The sequence below is a fragment of the Roseibium album genome (assembly GCF_965233825.1).
Lineage (GTDB): Bacteria > Pseudomonadota > Alphaproteobacteria > Rhizobiales > Stappiaceae > Roseibium > Roseibium album.
In genome coordinates this window covers 273,614-289,887 of the sequence record NZ_OZ247583.1, presented here as the reverse complement: position 1 = coordinate 289,887, position 16,274 = coordinate 273,614, and the positions used below count along the sequence as shown (strand labels likewise).

General features: G+C 57.0%; 16 protein-coding genes. 7 read left to right on the top strand and 9 right to left on the bottom strand.

Going from position 1 to position 16,274, the window contains the following annotated elements; genetic code table 11:
• Nucleotides 1–62: 62 nt before the first annotated feature.
• The gene (locus tag ACO6TI_RS01335) at nt 63–1,622 is read right to left on the bottom strand and encodes a sigma-54-dependent transcriptional regulator (protein WP_104701291.1); all 1,560 of its coding nucleotides are present in this window, start codon (nt 1,620–1,622) and stop codon (nt 63–65) included.
• Between the two features lie 188 nt (nt 1,623–1,810).
• Here ACO6TI_RS01335 and ACO6TI_RS01330 point away from each other — a divergent pair, with 188 nt between their 5' ends.
• From ACO6TI_RS01330 to ACO6TI_RS01310, 5 genes are all read left to right on the top strand, one after another.
• Nucleotides 1,811–3,637 carry a M3 family oligoendopeptidase gene (locus ACO6TI_RS01330; RefSeq protein WP_055113974.1) on the top strand — a complete coding sequence of 609 codons (1,827 nt, stop codon included), beginning with the start codon at nt 1,811–1,813 and terminating at the stop codon, nt 3,635–3,637.
• A 19-nt stretch (nt 3,638–3,656) separates the two neighbouring features.
• Complete coding sequence (locus tag ACO6TI_RS01325) at nt 3,657–4,550, top strand: heme-dependent oxidative N-demethylase family protein (RefSeq protein ID WP_422384194.1); 894 nt, start codon at nt 3,657–3,659, stop codon at nt 4,548–4,550.
• A 125-nt stretch (nt 4,551–4,675) separates the two neighbouring features.
• The gene (locus tag ACO6TI_RS01320) at nt 4,676–6,055 is read left to right on the top strand and encodes an ABC1 kinase family protein (protein ID WP_055114328.1); all 1,380 of its coding nucleotides are present in this window, start codon (nt 4,676–4,678) and stop codon (nt 6,053–6,055) included.
• 163 nt (nt 6,056–6,218) lie between these two features.
• On the top strand, nt 6,219–6,500 hold the full coding sequence (locus tag ACO6TI_RS01315) for an aa3-type cytochrome c oxidase subunit IV (protein WP_055113970.1): 282 nt from the start codon (nt 6,219–6,221) through the stop codon (nt 6,498–6,500).
• A gap of 101 nt (nt 6,501–6,601) precedes the next feature.
• On the top strand, nt 6,602–7,273 hold the full coding sequence (locus ACO6TI_RS01310) for a pseudouridine synthase (RefSeq protein WP_422384193.1): 672 nt from the start codon (nt 6,602–6,604) through the stop codon (nt 7,271–7,273).
• Nucleotides 7,274–7,296: 23 nt separating this feature from the next.
• On the opposite strand, the gene ACO6TI_RS01305 is transcribed toward ACO6TI_RS01310, so the two are convergent.
• From ACO6TI_RS01305 to rpsU, 3 genes are all read right to left on the bottom strand, one after another.
• A complete protein-coding gene (locus ACO6TI_RS01305) occupies nt 7,297–7,881 on the bottom strand; it encodes an NAD(P)H-dependent oxidoreductase (RefSeq protein ID WP_055113968.1) in 585 nt (194 codons plus the stop codon).
• 122 nt (nt 7,882–8,003) lie between these two features.
• Nucleotides 8,004–8,819: a tetratricopeptide repeat protein gene (locus tag ACO6TI_RS01300; RefSeq protein WP_082442664.1), complete on the bottom strand. Its 816-nt coding sequence runs from the start codon at nt 8,817–8,819 to the stop codon at nt 8,004–8,006.
• Between the two features lie 208 nt (nt 8,820–9,027).
• The gene (rpsU, locus tag ACO6TI_RS01295; protein ID WP_029060639.1) at nt 9,028–9,255 is read right to left on the bottom strand and encodes a 30S ribosomal protein S21; all 228 of its coding nucleotides are present in this window, start codon (nt 9,253–9,255) and stop codon (nt 9,028–9,030) included.
• A gap of 387 nt (nt 9,256–9,642) precedes the next feature.
• Between rpsU and ACO6TI_RS01290 the strand changes: the two genes are divergently transcribed.
• Nucleotides 9,643–11,040: an MATE family efflux transporter gene (locus ACO6TI_RS01290; protein ID WP_422384192.1), complete on the top strand. Its 1,398-nt coding sequence runs from the start codon at nt 9,643–9,645 to the stop codon at nt 11,038–11,040.
• A gap of 17 nt (nt 11,041–11,057) precedes the next feature.
• Here the strand turns inward: ACO6TI_RS01290 and ACO6TI_RS01285 are convergent, their stop codons facing one another.
• From ACO6TI_RS01285 to ACO6TI_RS01275, 3 genes are all read right to left on the bottom strand, one after another.
• On the bottom strand, nt 11,058–12,152 hold the full coding sequence (locus tag ACO6TI_RS01285) for a 5-(carboxyamino)imidazole ribonucleotide synthase (protein ID WP_055113964.1): 1,095 nt from the start codon (nt 12,150–12,152) through the stop codon (nt 11,058–11,060).
• 23 nt (nt 12,153–12,175) lie between these two features.
• On the bottom strand, nt 12,176–12,670 hold the full coding sequence (gene purE, locus ACO6TI_RS01280) for a 5-(carboxyamino)imidazole ribonucleotide mutase (RefSeq protein WP_055114323.1): 495 nt from the start codon (nt 12,668–12,670) through the stop codon (nt 12,176–12,178).
• A gap of 136 nt (nt 12,671–12,806) precedes the next feature.
• Nucleotides 12,807–13,004 (bottom strand): YdcH family protein, encoded by a 198-nt coding sequence (locus tag ACO6TI_RS01275; RefSeq protein WP_055113962.1) that lies wholly within the window; start codon nt 13,002–13,004, stop codon nt 12,807–12,809.
• Nucleotides 13,005–13,378: 374 nt separating this feature from the next.
• Here ACO6TI_RS01275 and ACO6TI_RS01270 point away from each other — a divergent pair, with 374 nt between their 5' ends.
• Nucleotides 13,379–13,558, top strand: a complete 180-nt coding sequence (locus ACO6TI_RS01270) for a YdcH family protein (RefSeq protein WP_055114321.1) — start codon at nt 13,379–13,381, stop codon at nt 13,556–13,558.
• A gap of 56 nt (nt 13,559–13,614) precedes the next feature.
• On the opposite strand, the gene ACO6TI_RS01265 is transcribed toward ACO6TI_RS01270, so the two are convergent.
• Together ACO6TI_RS01265 and ACO6TI_RS01260 are read right to left on the bottom strand one after the other, a co-directional pair.
• Nucleotides 13,615–15,249, bottom strand: coding sequence for an acyl-CoA synthetase (locus ACO6TI_RS01265; RefSeq protein WP_422384191.1), 1,635 nt, complete (start codon nt 15,247–15,249; stop codon nt 13,615–13,617).
• Nucleotides 15,250–15,342: 93 nt separating this feature from the next.
• Nucleotides 15,343–16,107, bottom strand: a complete 765-nt coding sequence (locus ACO6TI_RS01260) for a sulfite exporter TauE/SafE family protein (protein ID WP_196999973.1) — start codon at nt 16,105–16,107, stop codon at nt 15,343–15,345.
• Nucleotides 16,108–16,274 lie beyond the last annotated feature (167 nt).

Genomic DNA, 16,274 nt, shown 5'->3' with positions numbered 1-16,274 from the left:
TAAGGGCAGAATGCGTCAAAAAATCGTCCATTTTGACAAGTGACCGAGATTCCCGGCAACAATCATGCCGCGGCATTCTTGTCGTTGTCCTCCAGACCGTATTCCTTCAGCTTTCGATAAAGTGTGGATCGGCCGATTCCCAGGCGTTTCGCGACTTCCGTCATGCGTCCGGAATAATGGTTGATGGCTGCCCGAATCAGTTCTTCCTCAATGTCGGCCAATTTTCGGACATGACCCTCCCTGTCGAGGTTGCGCATGAAGCCGAAAGGCGCTGCGAATTCAAATCCGGATTGCGGAGAAGACGAGGACTGCTCTCCGGATGCGGGCCGGGCCTGCATGACAGGATCGGCCGTGGCCGAATGGGCCGGTGTTTCCTGCTCAGCCGGATGGTGTTGCACCGGTGCAACCGGTTCCACAGTCGGCTGGTCCACCGCTGCTGCAATCTGCGGAAAGTCATAAGCGGTCAGTTGAGCGCCATCACACAGGACCACTGCCCTGAAGACAGCGTTCTCAAGCTGGCGGATGTTCCCGGGCCAGTGGTAGTCCTGCAGCATCGCAAGGGTGTCCGCAGCAACACCTGCAACATGGGGTTTTCCCTCTTCCGCGGCAAAGCGTGCGAGGAAGTGCCGCGTCAGGGCCGGAATGTCCTCGCGCCGGTCGCGCAAGGGCGGGATCCAGATCGGAAACACGTTCAAACGGTAGTAAAGGTCTTCCCTGAAAACACCTTCCTTTACCTGGTCTATCAGGCGCCGATTGGTCGCCGATATCAGACGGAAATCCACCTTCACGGGTCTTCTGCCCCCAATCGGATCGATTTCGTTTTCCTGGATCGCACGCAGGAGTTTCACCTGGACGTCCTGCGGCAACTCGCCGACCTCGTCCAGAAACAAGGTGCCGCCGTGCGCTTCCTGGAACTTGCCGACATGCTTGTCGACAGCGCCCGTAAAGGCTCCCTTTTCGTGCCCAAACAAAATGGATTCCACGAGGTTTTCCGGGATAGCACCGCAGTTGACGGCGACCAGCGGCTTGGACCTTCGATCGCTGGATCCCTGAATGGCGCTTGCGATCATTTCCTTGCCGACGCCGCTTTCCCCCTCGATCAGAATGGGGATGTTGGAGGCCGCTGCCCTTTTGCCAAGACTGATCACACGCTCCATCGCTGCGGAATGGGTGATGATGTCGGCAAAGGTCAGGGTCCCTGACGCCTGTTTCCGGAACCTTGTGATTTCGTCTTCAAGAGCGGAAGTTTTCAGCAGATTTCTGATGGACACATTGAGGCGCTCGGGGGCAACAGGTTTGACCACGAAGTCCTGTGCGCCCGCGTTCATGACGCTGACGACCGTGTCGATCCCGCCATGTCCCGTCTGGACGATCACCGGTGTGGCGTTCTTGTTACCGCGCAGCTGCTCCAGGACGCCCAGGCCGTCGAGTTCCGGCATGACCATGTCCAGAATGATCAGGTCGATCTCGCTGGCTTCCGGACCACTCATGACCCGCATGGCTTCAACGCCGTTTTCCGCCGTCTTCGAGCGATACCCGAATTTTTTCACAGCCTCTTCCAGGAGCCTGCGCTGGATCGGATCGTCGTCGACGATGAGAATTTTTCCGCTTGATGCTTGCATGGGTCGGATCAGTTCACTTCGATTTGTCTCGTTTCGAACCATTATGGTCGCAATCGGGTAAATAAATCGTCCAAGCATTCGTAAAAAAATCAGTATTCAGAATTGCGCCATTGTGGTTGCCCGTCCTACTAATCTGAGAACAGACAATTCCCCGCTCCGGCCGGAGCGGTTTCTTACCGGAGTGAAAAATGCCCCTTCCGCATCCAGTGCATGCACCCCAGTCAGCTGCGTCCGGTGATCTCGGAGCCTTGCCTGAATGGGATCTGACTGATCTTTATCCGTCGATGGATGCGCCGGAGGTCGCGCAGGATCTTCAGGAAAGCCTGGAACGGGCAAAGACATTCGAGGCTTCTTACAAAGGCCGCCTTGCGGAGATGGCGCAGGACAATGTTCCGGCCCTGGTGACCTCGATCCGTGCTTATGAGGATCTGGAAGACCTCATGGGCAGACTGATTTCGTTTGCGGGTCTGGTTTACGCCGGAAATACAATCGACCCGTCAGCACAGAAATTCTACGGCGATGTCCAGGAACAGATCACGACGGCCAGTTCGCATCTCCTGTTCTTCACGCTGGAACTGAACACGGTCGACGACGCTATTGTGGAGGCAGCGCTAGAGGACGGGCAACTGGCGCATTACCGGCCCTGGATAGAAGATCTGCGCAAGGGCAAACCCTACCAGCTCGAGGATCGCGTCGAGCAGCTGTTTCACGAAAAATCAGTGACGGGAAGCAACGCCTGGAACCGGCTGTTCGACGAAACGATGGCATCGCTGACATTCGAGGTTGACGGAGAAAAACTGGCGATCGAGCCAACCCTCAATCTTCTCGTCGATCCGTCGGCTGACAACCGTGGCAAGGCATTCGCCGCATTGAACGAAACGTTTTCGGAAAATCTGCGGACGTTCGCTCTGATTACCAATACGCTGGCCAAGGACAAGGAAATTTCGGACCGTTGGCGGAATTTCAAGGATATCGCCGATAGCCGCCACCTGGCGAACCGTGTCGAGCGGGACGTCGTCGATGCCCTTGTCGCTGCCGTACGTGACGCCTATCCCCGGCTCTCGCATCGATATTACCGTCTGAAGGCCAACTGGCTCGGAGTGGAACAGCTCAACTGCTGGGACCGCAATGCTCCACTTCCGGATGCTGATACCAGGGTTATTTCCTGGGACGAGGCCCGGCAGACGGTTCTGTCCGCGTATGATGCCTTTTCTCCGGAAATGTCCGAGATCGCGGGCAGGTTCTTCGATAAGGGCTGGATCGATGCGCCTGCGCGGTCCGGCAAGGCACCAGGCGCGTTCGCGCATCCGACGGTTCCGAGCGCCCATCCCTATGTTCTCGTCAACTATCAGGGCAAAATCCGGGACGTCATGACGCTCGCGCATGAGCTCGGCCATGGCGTACACCAGGTTCTTGCCGGCCATAACGGCACGCTGATGGCGCCGACGCCGCTGACGCTTGCTGAAACGGCAAGTGTTTTCGGTGAAATGCTGACCTTCAAGTCCCTACTGGCAAAGGCGGACAACCCGCAGACACGCAAGATCATGCTGGCGTCAAAGGCCGAGGACATGATCAACACCGTCGTTCGCCAGATCGCGTTCTATTCGTTCGAGCGAAAGGTTCACACGGAGCGGCGGAACGGCGAACTGACGTCCGACAAGATCGGTGAGCTCTGGATGTCTGTCCAGGGAGAAAGTCTCGGACCGGCCATCAAGCTGAACGAGGGATACGAGTCCTTCTGGACCTATATCCCGCATTTCATACATTCGCCTTTCTATGTCTACGCCTATGCGTTTGGAGACTGTCTGGTGAATTCGCTGTTTGCAGTTTATGAGGATGCCGAGACGGGATTTCAGGAAAAGTACTTCGACCTGCTGAAAGCGGGTGGTACCAAACACCATTCCGAGCTTCTCACCCCCTTCGGCCTCAGCGCATCCGACCCGGATTTCTGGAAAAAGGGCCTGTCGGTGATCGAACGCATCATTGACGAGCTTGAAGAGCTGGACGGGGCTTGACCCAGCGAACCGGACACGTATGCGATCGCCTGCCTCAGCTCCCTTTCGTCACAGGCCGTATGACGGCACGACGCAGCCTTTCACGGTCGGCCTGAGGCCGGTCGCCGAAGCAAGCTGGCTTGAGCCTGACGCTTTGCTTTGCGCCCATCTGGAAGAAAAGGAGCGGCTCTTCGCCGCGAACCTTCCGGCTGTGTTCAGAGCAGAGGACAACACCGCTGCGGCACAAGGCGAAGTGTTTGAGCTTGTGGTTGAGAACCTGAGGCGCTTTCACGAAGCAACGCATTCTTTCAATTCCGGAAACGTGCATCTGACGTCCACGGCGCGGCGGATCGCACTCGGTGAAGCGCAGGATCTTCTGACGGCATCGAAACTGGTTCAGGAAGATCTGGTGATCATGCGGCCGGGTCCGGAGGGGTACAGGATGGTCGCTGCGTCTCTTTGCTTTCCTTCTTCCTGGCGGCTGTCTGAAAAGTTCGGACTGTCGATGACGGGGATCCATGAGGGCGTTCCCGGCTTTAACCAATCGCGCATGGGGCAGGTGGTTGCGCGCCTGTTTGAAAACCTGAAGCCGGGCCAGTTGCTGTGCCGCTTCAACTGGTCAATCTATCCGGATGGTGAATTGCATCATCCACAGCCGGAGCGAATTGCCTTCAAGGTCAGCGCGAATTCCTTCGCCAGGCTGTTCCTGCGTGTTGAGCGGCAAACCTTGCGCAGGCTTCCCCGGAGCGGCGATATCCTGTTTACAATCAAGATCCACCACGATCCGCTTGCGGTTCTCTCCCGGCAGGAAGACCGGACGCTGATTGCTTCAAGCCTGAGAAAACAGCTTCTGGCACTGGACAACGACCAGCTGACCTACAAGGGGCTTGTTGCCGCGCGAGATGAAATCGCAATGCAGCTTGAGCAGGTTTAACCGGGCCGGGTGACGTTTTGTCTGCTGGTCCAACTGGATTTCTTTGCCGTAATCCATATCTGATGAGATATTGAGTTCCGGCTGGAGTGCAGCTGTGGAACCTGCCGATAGGAGAAGCGTGCCAGATGGCGCAGTCCAAAGACCGTGAGAGCAATCGGTTCAGCGCCCGAATGGGACGTTATGCCAAGGTGGGAACAAATATGGGCGGTATTGCCGCCAAGTTTGCCGGCGCCCGGTTTTTCGGCATGAACCTAGACAATGCAAAAAATGCGGCAGAGCTCGCGGAAGCCCTGGGTGGGCTCAAGGGCCCGTTGATGAAGGTCGCACAGCTTTTGTCAACGATTCCGGATGCCTTGCCGCCGGAATACACAACCGAACTTGCCAAACTGCAGGCAAGCGCACCACCGATGGGCTGGTCTTTTGTCAAGCGTCGGATGCGTGCAGAACTTGGAGCCGAATGGCAAGGACGGTTTGCAGAATTTGGCCGCGAGCCGGCGGCTGCCGCTTCGCTTGGTCAGGTGCACCGGGCAACGGCCCATGACGGCCGTGTGCTGGCGTGCAAGCTGCAATATCCGGACATGGCGTCCGCCGTTGAAGCCGACCTGAAACAGCTTCAGATGCTGTTTTCCCTGCACAGGCGGATGAGCCCAGCCATCGACACGCGGGAAATTGCCAAGGAAATCAGCGCAAGGGTGCGCGAGGAACTCGATTACGCGCGCGAAGCAGCGCATATAGCGATGTATCAGGACATTCTCTCCGACTACGATCAGGTCCGGGTGCCGAGCGTCGTTGACGAATTGTCGACCCGACGATTGCTGACGATGGGCTGGCTCACCGGCAAACCGCTTCTTGAATACAAGGAACACAGCCAGGAAGAACGCAATCTTCTGGCAAAGACCATGTTCCATGCCTGGTGGCACCCGTTCAGCCATTTCGGGGTGATTCACGGCGACCCCCATTTGGGCAATTACACGGTGTTCGAACAGGAAGGCAGCCCTGCAGGCATCAATCTTCTCGATTATGGCTGCATCCGCGTGTTTCCCGATGCCTTTGTCCAGGGTGTGGTCGATCTCTATCGCGGGCTTCTGGAGGAAGACAACGACCGTGTTATTTCGGCCTACGAACGATGGGGGTTCAAGAACCTCCAGAAGGATGTTGTCGATGTGCTCAACATCTGGGCGCGGTTCATTTACGGTCCCTTGCTGAGCGACCGTGTGCGTTCAATTGCCGACGGAGTGTCGGCCGCCGAGTATGGTCGCAAGGAGGCTTTCAAGGTGCATTCCGCGCTGAAACAGCTCGGGCCGGTCACCGTCCCGCAGGAATTTGTCTTTATGGACCGTGCGGCAATTGGTCTTGGCGGCGTCTTTCTGCATCTGCGGGCCCAGCTGAATTTCTTTCAGCTGTTCAATGAGCAGATCGAGGGTTTCGAAGCAGAGACCGTTCGCCGACGGCAGGAGGAAGTGCTTCGGTCGGCCGGACTTTCGGGAGCTTCGCACGCAGCCTGAACACGACGGCTTAACCAGCAAAAACCTTTGGAACCGATGCACGAGCCTTGCATAGGCCAAAAAGTCGCGTTTAATCGATCCGAATATGCGCTTGCCGTCATTGCCGAACCCGAAGTGTTTATTGTATGAAGACAGCCGACCGTGATTTTTCCTGGGGGACTTTATGTCTGACGAAAACGCACCCGCAATGGACTACGACGCTCACGAGAGGACTTATGAAGGCTTCATAAACTTCTCCAAAGTCGGCACGATTGCCGTCTTGAACATTGTGTTGTGCCTCATCCTCTTCGGTTTCGGTGGCACGGCTGCCTTCGTCTTTGGCTGGTTGATGCTTATCGCGACCTTTGTCGCCTCCGCAATCGGCCTTGCCATAGGTGATTCCGGCTGGATCCCGCCCACCGCGGTTTTTGTCCTGACTGGCATACTGGCAATCCTGACTGTCTGATCCTTGACGGATCTTCAGGTTGTCGAGTGCCCGGATTTCCGGGAATGGCGCGGTCCCTCACCGCGCCTTTCGTTTTGACCGGAAGGCACAATAGGCAATTCATGTCTGCAGCTGCGCCCGAAACGTTCGTTTACGATCCTCCGAAGATGCCGTTTCTGTCGGTTCTACATACGGATGACGATCTGCTTGTTCTCAACAAGCCCAGTGGGCTGCTGAGTGTTCCGGGCAAGGCTCCGGAACATTCCGATTGTATTGAGCGCCGGGCGCAGGAAACCTATCGAACTGCGCGAATCGTTCACCGTCTCGACATGGATACGTCCGGCGTCATGATCCTGGCGATGCACGCTAGGGCTCTCCGTCATCTGGGGCTGCAGTTCGAACGGCGCATGACCCGAAAGACCTATATTGCAGACGTCTGGGGTCATCTGAAGGAAGATACCGGCGAGGTGGATTTGCCCCTGATCTGTGATTGGCCGAACCGGCCCAAGCAGATGGTGAGTATGGAGAACGGGAAATCCGCACTCACCCGCTGGCAGGTGCTTGAGCGCAGGGAGCGAACAACGCGTGTGCATCTTTTTCCGCACACGGGACGTTCACACCAGCTGCGTGTGCATATGCTGTCCTTGGGGCATCCGATCATTGGTGACAGGTTTTATGCCGAAGGGAAGGCCCTGGTCGCGTCGGAGCGACTGGCGCTTCATGCGGAGAGCCTGGAGCTGCACCATCCGACCGGCGGTGAACGCACGACGTTTCGCGCAATCTGCCCGTTCTGAAGAATGCCTCCCGGACACTGGTTTCAGTTTGCCCCTTGTCCCAGGCTTTCCATTTTCGCCAACCATCGATTGATTTGATCGTCGTCTGCGTGTTCGACCATGCCGAGCACAGTCGACTTGACCGGTTTGAAACCGACAAACCCGAGAATATTCCGCTTCAGGTTCTTCAGGCTGTGGGCGCGATACCAGATGTTATAGGCGAGGGCAGGCATACCAGCGGTCAACACGATGCGGGCGGATTTGCCGCGCATCTTGCCTTTGGGCCACCTGTCGCTTTCCGAGCGCTCAAATGCAGTGTCATAGTGGAGGAGCTGTTCCAAAAAGCCCTTGGTGTAGGCCGGAAGGCTTCCCAGCCAAAGCGGGTAGATCAGAACCAGGTGATCCGCCTCGATCAACGCATCGTGCGCTGGGCCAAGCGCCTGCGGGCTGGGCTGACTGGTGAAGTCCGATGGCGTTCGCAGAATGGGAAAGTCGATATCCGCGATACGAATGAGCGTCGTTCGGTGCCCTGCATCGCTGGCGCCTTTGCCATATGCGCAGGCGAGCGCGTGACAAAGGTGTCTGTCTGCCGGATCCGGGTGGCCGTCCAATATCAGAAGGGATTTCATGTCCTACCTTCCAATGGCTTCAAAATGATGCTGGAAGGTTCACATGATAGATGATTGCGGTTCCGCCGCGTTGACCTGGATCAGGCGGCCATGGGGCCTGGTCTGCAGCTATGCAGCGGCCATTACCCCTGGCCGACCCGGCCAAGACCTTCACGCGCGATCTTGTTGGCATTGTCCAGCGACATGGCGCGGGAATAGTTGCGGCGGGCGTCCTTGGGCTTGCCAAGCAGTTCAAGTGCGAGGCCGCGATTTGCCCATGCAACAGACGATTCCCTGTCAAGGTTCACAGCCATCGAAAGATCTGAAAAGGCAGCGGTGGGGTCATTGACGGCAAGATACGAAATACCGCGGGCGATATAGGGTGCGGCGGCTTTCGGGTTCAGACCGATCGCGGTCGCAAAATCCTCGATAGCCAGGTTGTCCTGTTTTTGCGCCTGATAGATCAGTCCACGGTTGTAGAAAGCGCGTGCGTCACTGCTGTCGCGTGCGATCACCGAGTTGAAGTCAGCGAGGGCCGCATTGTAGTTGCCCTGCTGGCGGTAGATGTTTCCGCGGCCGACATAGGCAACGTCATAGTCCGGTTTGATGTTGATTGCGCGCGTATAGTCGGAGACCGCGAGATCATTCTGCCCCTGCCGCCGAAAGACGAGAGCCCGGTTCGCGTAGGTCTGATAGGACTGCGGATTGAGCTGCAGGGCGCGGTTGAAATCCTCGACCGCGAGATCGAGCTTGCCGGCCTGGCCATAGGCGATACCGCGCGTGCTGTAGGCGGTCGCGTCGGACGGATTGGAATCAATCACTGCCGAGAGGGAGGCAATATTGGTGGACGAACCGGCCGACTTGTTGACCGGAACGTCCTCATAGACGCCGGACGTGTTGCAGGCAGCCAGCAAAGTTGCAAGGCTGAGCAGGGTCGCGTGGGGCAGAAATTTGCGCATGCGGCACATATGCTCTCTAACAGTCAAGCGTTTGAACATGCCGTTCATCTGCCTCCAATAGGGCGGTAATGTGGCTGCTTTTTTTTCTGCCGGCGCATGTCCAGAACTATCTTTCCGAAAACGCCAAAAAGCCGACCGTATTTCGGTCGGCCAACGGCAGATTTGTATGGGACAGACGGTTCTTACCGCCAGACACACTCAAGCCGGATCAGCGGCGAGCGGGCTTGCCCGGAAGTAGGCCTTCACGCTGTGCCCGCTTGCGAGCCAGCTTGCGCGCGCGGCGAACGGCTTCAGCCTTTTCACGCGCCTTTTTTTCGGACGGCTTTTCAAAGTGGCCGCGAAGTTTCATTTCCCGGAAGATGCCTTCGCGTTGCATCTTTTTTTTCAGCGCCTTGAGCGCCTGATCGACATTGTTGTCGCGAACCAAAACCTGCACGCGTTTTTTCCTGTTTTCGATGCACTGCGGCCAATCCGCAGACAAATTGAACATTGATAAGCAAGAGCCTTGTCAGCACTTGGCAGGACCGTCCTGTTCATACGCCGCAAATATCTATTGCAGCTGCTGGCTGCAATGCATTCACTTGTGTACAGAGACCTGATCGCCGCTGACGCGTCGCTCACATAGGGGGGCTTAATACCAGAGGGATCTCTACCTGTCCACAGTCATTCGCAAATAAAGACGGCGGAAACCGGCTTTGCGTCTTGGTTGCGAGCACGGTGCGATGGACAGAAAGCCTTTAGAGGACTAGAGGTGGAATTCTCACCAGAACCCGAATGCCTCATTCAAGAAGGCGGTTCAAAGCCCCGATTGTTGGAGGAAGCAATGGCGCATCCCGCGTCAAAGGAGCCTGATTCGGCTCAAGGCAGGTCTTTGTGGCAAAGCGACATTCTGCCGACACTTTCGCTCGGCATGCCGCTTGCCGGAGCGCAGCTGGCGCAAATGGCGATTAACACGACGGACGTTCTGATGATCGGCCGTCTGGGTGCCGTCGAACTTGCAGCCTCGGTTCTGGCCTTCAATTTCTACATGCTCTTGTGGTTCTTCGGCATGGGGATCCTGCAGGCGGTCATACCTTTTGCCGCGCGTGCACTCGGTCAACGCAAACCCCGCGAGCTGCGCCGCGCTGTCCGGATGGGCTTCTGGGTAGCCGTGTTGTTCTGCATCCCGGTCTGGCTTGTTCTGTTCTTCATCGAATCGATCCTTCTTCTGATGGGGCAAAAACAGGAACTGGCAGAGCTTGCAGGTACCTACATGCGCGTTTTGCAGTGGACCATGCTGCCCGCGCTGCTGATCATGGCAATTCGCGGGTTCCTGACGGTGATGGAACGTACACAGGTCGTGCTTTGGGCAACCATTGCCGGCGCCATAATCAATGCCATTTTGGATTATCTTCTGATTTTCGGTGAGTTTGGCTTCCCGCGCCTGGAGCTTGTCGGCGCGGGCATTGCTTCCGTCTTCAGCGCAACAACAACATTTCTGTTTCTGCTTGTTTATTCACTCTGGCATCCAAGACTGCGACGCTACAATCTGCTCGGACGCATATGGCGTTCGGACTGGCCGGTCTTCATTCAGATCGTCCGCATGGGGGCACCGATCGGATTGACCATCGTCGCCGAAGGCTCACTGTTTACAGCCTCGGCAATCATGATCGGCTGGTTGGGCACTATCCCACTGGCCGCGCACGGCATCGCTCTTCAGATCGCATCCATTACATTCATGGTGCCGGTTGGCCTGTCGATGGCGGCAATGACACGCGTCAGCCTCGCGGCAGGGCGCGACGATCACCAGGGGATCGGCCGGGCCGGGTGGACTTCGCTGGGTGTGACGATGATTTTCATGGGTATTTTCGCCGTTCTGTTCTGGACAATCCCGGAGAAGCTCGTCGGCCTGTATCTTGATCTCGATGACCCTCAGGCGATGGAAGTCCTTACCTATGGTGTGTCATTTCTGCTTGTCGCTGCGCTGTTTCAGCTTGCCGACGGGGCCCAGATCATCGGCGTCAATAATTTGCGCGGCCTGGGCGATACGACTATTCCGCTTTTATATGCCCTGTTCGGCTATTGGGTGGTCGGCATCAGCCTTTCGCTCGGCCTCGGTTTTCTTGCAGATTGGGGGGGAGTCGGCGTGTGGGTCGGCCTGGCCGGCGGTCTGGCGTCAGTCGCTCTTCTGGCAAATTACCGATTTGCGCACCGGGAAAAACTGGGATTGGTCAAGGGCTGAGCCTCGAACTCCGATCCCTAGTCCGTTTTCTCCGAGATACGGTTGATGTGACCCATCTTGCGGCCGTCACGGGTTTCTGCCTTGCCATATAAATGAAGCTGTGCGCTCGGGTCCTTCAGCACCTGGCCCCAGGTGTCGGCTTCAACTCCGATCAGGTTTTCCATGACGGCATCCGAATGTCTCTCGGCTGACCCGAGAGGCCAGCCCGCGACTGCACGGATATGCTGGTCGAACTGGGAGGTCAGGCAGGCATCCTGCGTCCAGTGACCTGAATTGTGAACGCGGGGGGCCACTTCATTGACAAGAAGCCTTTCCCCCGTTTCATCACGGACAAGAAACATCTCCACACCCATGACGCCGACATAACCAAGCCCGCAGACAATCTGTTCGGCCATATGGCGAGCGGTGTCCGTCGTTGTCTGCGAAACACCTGCCGGAACCGTCGAGGTCTTAAGGATATGGTTTTCGTGGTGGTTGCGCGCGATATCGTAACAGCTCGTGGTTCCGTCAATATCCCTGGCGACGATCACGGAAACCTCGCATTCGAAGGGCACCAGCGCTTCCAGGACGGCCGGGACCGATCCAATTTTGCCAAACGCACCTGCGACTTCGCCCGTTTCGCGGATCATGAGCTGGCCCTTGCCGTCATATCCGAAACGACGGGTTTTCAAGACGCCCTCGCCGCCAAATCTTTCCAGCGCGCCTTCCAGATCCTCCTGAGAGTTGATCTCGGCATAAGCTGCGATCGAAACACCTGCTTCCGACAGAAACTGTTTTTCGAAGAGCCGGTCCTGTGAAACCTCCAGGGCGCGCACGCCGGGCCGGACCGGAACCCGGGCATGCAGATGCGCAGCGGTCGCGCCGGGCACGTTCTCGAATTCATAGGTGACGACGGAAACGTCCCCGGCAAACCGGTCAAGCGCATCAATGTCTTCATAGGCGGCCACGGTTCTGGCCGCGCTGACATCGAAGGCAGGGCTGTTCGGGTCAGGACAGAAGATGTGTGTTTTCAATCCGAGACTGGCAGCGGATTGAGCGAGCATGCGCCCCAGCTGACCACCGCCGAGAATTCCGATGGTGTCGCCCGGGCTGAGCCGTTTGTCTGTCGTCATTGCTTCGTCCTGAACGTCAATTGCTAGAGAGCGTCGTTGCTCGGAAATTCGGCCACCGCCGCCGTGCGCTCGGCACGATACGTGTCCAGAGCCGCTTCGACCGCCTGGTCGCTGAGGGCAAGAACCGCAGCGGCCAGAAGCGCTGCATTGGTGGCACCGGCCTTGCCGATCGCGAGTGTTCCCACAGGAATACCGCCGGGCATCTGGACAATTGAAAGCAGGCTGTCCTCTCCTGACAGGGCGCGGCTTTCAACAGGCACTCCGAAAACAGGCAGGGGTGTCAGCGATGCGGTCATGCCCGGAAGGTGGGCAGCGCCACCGGCGCCCGCAATAATGACCTTGAAGCCTTCGGCCTTCGCACCCTTTGCAAAGTCATACATGCGTTCCGGCGTGCGATGTGCGGAGACGATGCGGGCTTCGTAACCGACGCCGAGCTGGTCGAGCGTGTCCGCGGCGTGTTTCATTGTCGGCCAGTCCGACTGGCTGCCCATGATGATTGCGACATCCGCATTTGACATTACTTGCTCCACATTCCGGCGGCTCAGAAAGGCGCGGAGTATAGGCAGAGCGGCGCGCACCGCAAGACGGAAACGCGCGGTGCAGCCAAAATTTACGCCGGCCATTTAATGATGAACGGAGCGGCGCGCCGACCGGCTACGCGATGATGTCCGGAAACAGCTGATCTTCCAGCGAAGAAATGCGGTCCTTGATCATCAGCTTTTTCTTCTTCAGGCGTTGCAGCTGAAGGACGTCGTGGTTTGATGTTGCCGCAAGCGCCTCCACCGCTACGTCAAGATCCCTGTGTTCCTGACGAAGCCGTGCCAGCTCCTGTCGCAAAGCATCAGTGTCCATTTGGCCCTCGATTCCCCCATTGCCCAAGACACAAGTCCTAGTCCATTTTGTTGTTGGCGGGCAAGATAACATCTTTCACTATTCAAGTGCCTTGTTAATGGTGCCGATAAATTGGTGAGTCGGCAGAGTTCTACCTGATTTTTGTCCGGTGTGTGGAATTGTGTGGAATAGTGAACCGGCAATGAATCAGGGATCTTTTTTGCTTAGTTTTGAGGCAGTTACCTGTGGGCAAATATTCAAGGTTTTCTAAGCATATCTATACGAATGCATAATTCGACAGCGAAATTGGTCAGATATGCAAAATCTGCAATCGACAAGGCCAGATTTCCTGTGGCACGATGGTAATGTTGAGCCAACAGGCAGGAGGTTTATCCATGTCAATGCAGTCGCATCTCGAAGAACTTGAGCGCCGTCACGCGGAAATGAAACGCAAGATTGAAGACGCTCTGATGCACCCGAGTACAGACTCCCTAAAATTGGCTGACATGAAACGACAAAAGCTCAAGATCAAGGATGAAATTGAGCGAATACGGCATGACAAGACTCTTCACTAGGCCATAGCCGAATGTGAATCGAGACGCCGCGCTTTGCGCGGCGTTTTTGTTTTACTTCAGAGTGTTTTTGCCTGCTCGCGCAGGGCAAATTTCTGGATTTTTCCGGTCGAGGTTTTCGGAATATCGCGGAAGACGATTGTTTTCGGTGTCTTGAAACCCGCAAGGTGCTGTCGGCAGAACGCAATGAGATCGGCCTCGCTCACTTCAGAGCCCGTTTGAAGCTCCACAAAGGCACAGGGTGTTTCGCCCCACTTCTCGTCAGGTCGTGCAACGACGGCTGCAGTCTGCACTTCAGGATGTTTGTAGAGTACATCCTCCACCTCGATCGATGAGATGTTCTCGCCACCTGAAATGATGATATCCTTGGAACGGTCCTTGAGCTGAATGTAACCATCAGGATGCATCACGCCGAGATCACCGGAGTGAAACCAGCCTCCGCGGAAGGCCTTGTTCGTTGCGTCTTCGTTTTTCAGATACCCCTTCATGACCACGTTGCCACGGAACATGACTTCGCCAAGGGTTTCGCCGTCCAGGGGTACGGGTCCAAGCGTCTCCGGGTCGAGGACCTTCAAATCTTCAAGGGCAACATAACGCACACCCTGCCGGGCTTTCTTCTGCGCTTGCTCTTCAAGGGACAAAGCGTCCCATTCCCCCTTCCAGTCATTGACCACCGCAGGTCCGTAGACCTCGGTCAATCCGTAAAGGTGGGTGACATTGAAGCCCGCCGTCTTCATGGCCGCCAGAACGCTTTCCGGTGGTGGGGCGGCCGCGGTGAAGAATTCTACTTCGCGGTCAAGGTCCTGCTTTTGATCCGCGGCAGCGTTCAGGAGTGTCGACATGATGATCGGTGCCCCGCACAGGTGGGTCACGTTTTCATTCGCGATAAGATCCCACATCGCCTGCGGGCGAACCCAGCGCAGGCAGACATGTGTTCCGGCGACGACTGAGATCGACCAGGGAAAGCACCAGCCGTTGCAGTGAAACATCGGTAGTGTCCACAGATAGACCGGATGCTTCGCCATGGATGCGGTGATCACATTGGCCTGTGCAAGAAGGTAGGCGCCCCGGTGATGATAGACGACACCCTTCGGATTTCCGGTGGTTCCGGAAGTGTAGTTCAGGGTGATCGCATCCCATTCGTCGTCCGGCAGCGACCATTGAAACTCAGGGTCTCCGGACTGCAGGAAAGCTTCGTAGTCGAGCGTTCCCAACCGCGCGCCGTCCTGCGGATACTCGGGATCGGAATAGTCGATGACTGTCGGTTTCACGGTCGCGATCGACAATGCCTCGCTGACGACCGGGGCATATTCCCGGTCGGTGATGAGGACCTTGCAATTGGCGTGATCCAGCTGAAAGGCGATGATCGCGGCGTCAAGGCGCGTGTTCATCGAATGCAGCACTGCCTTGGCCATGGGAACGCCGTAGTGCGCCTCCAGCATCGGCGGCACGTTCGAGAGCAACACGCTGACGGTGTCGTTCTTGCCGATGCCGAGTGAGGTAAGGGCCGACGCCAACTGCCGGGACCGGCGATAGAACGTCCTGTAGTCGGTTCGCAGGTTGCCGTGGACGATCGCCACCTTTTCGGGGAAGACGTCCGCAGCGCGCGCGAGAAAGCTGAGCGGACTGAGCGCCGCAAAATTGGCGGTGTTCTTGTCAAGCCCCTGATCGTAGGGGCTGATGCTGGCGTCCATGGCGACCCTCCCTTTTTAGTGTTCTGTTTCCAATATCAAATCCGGAAATGCCGATGGGCGCAATCTCCGGCAGGAAATGAGCTGCCTGCGTCGTCACGCCAACAGGTTCACCAGGCCGTCATATGTCAGTTTCAAACCGATCACTGCCATGAAGATGTAAATGAACGTGTAGAACGTTTCGGCCTTGACGAGGCGCACCAGTCGGATCCCGGCCAAGGTGGCCAGAAAGGCCAGTGGCACCAGGACGGCGGAGGTCGTCAGATTGGTGGTGTCGAACTGGCCGAGCAGGAAATAGGGAACCAGTTTGATGGCATTTCCGGTTGCAAAGAAGATGACCGCGGTTCCGGCATAGATCGCCTGCGGCATGCGCAAGGGCACGGTGTACATCTGATAGGGCGGTCCGCCCGTGTGGCTGATGAAGCTGGTAAACCCGGCGATTCCACCCCAGAAGAATCCCTTTGCGGGATTGTGCCTGGCCGCGGTTTCCTGTTTTCGTCCCTTGAAGACATGGTCGGCGACAAACGCAAGCGAGATCAGTCCCACCAGCAGCCGGACGAAATCGTCGTTGACGTAAGCGGCGGCGGCCCAGCCTATGCCGATGCCGACAACTGTGGCAGGCAGCAGGATCGAAAGGCACTGCCAGTTGGCGCGACCCTTGTAGGCAATCAAGGCCACGATATCCATCAGGACGAGAATCGGCAGCATGATCCCGGCCGCCTGGACCGGCGAGATGGCAAGCGTCAGGATCGGCACGGCAAGCATGCCCATCGTTCCGCCGAAGCCGCCTTTGGAAAGGCCGACAACTATGACGGCCGGGATCGCGGCGAAGTAAAACCAGGGATCGATAATCGGGATCATATGCCGGAAAAGTCGGTTGGGTATTTCGGATGGAGGCGCGAAACAAGCACGCCAGAGTGATTACGTAAAGACCCGACCACCTAATTGCCTATATATGGAGGCTTGCATTTCCAACTTGCCTTACAGCACTCTAGCAACAAATTACCAAGGCGGCTGTTTGGGAGGAT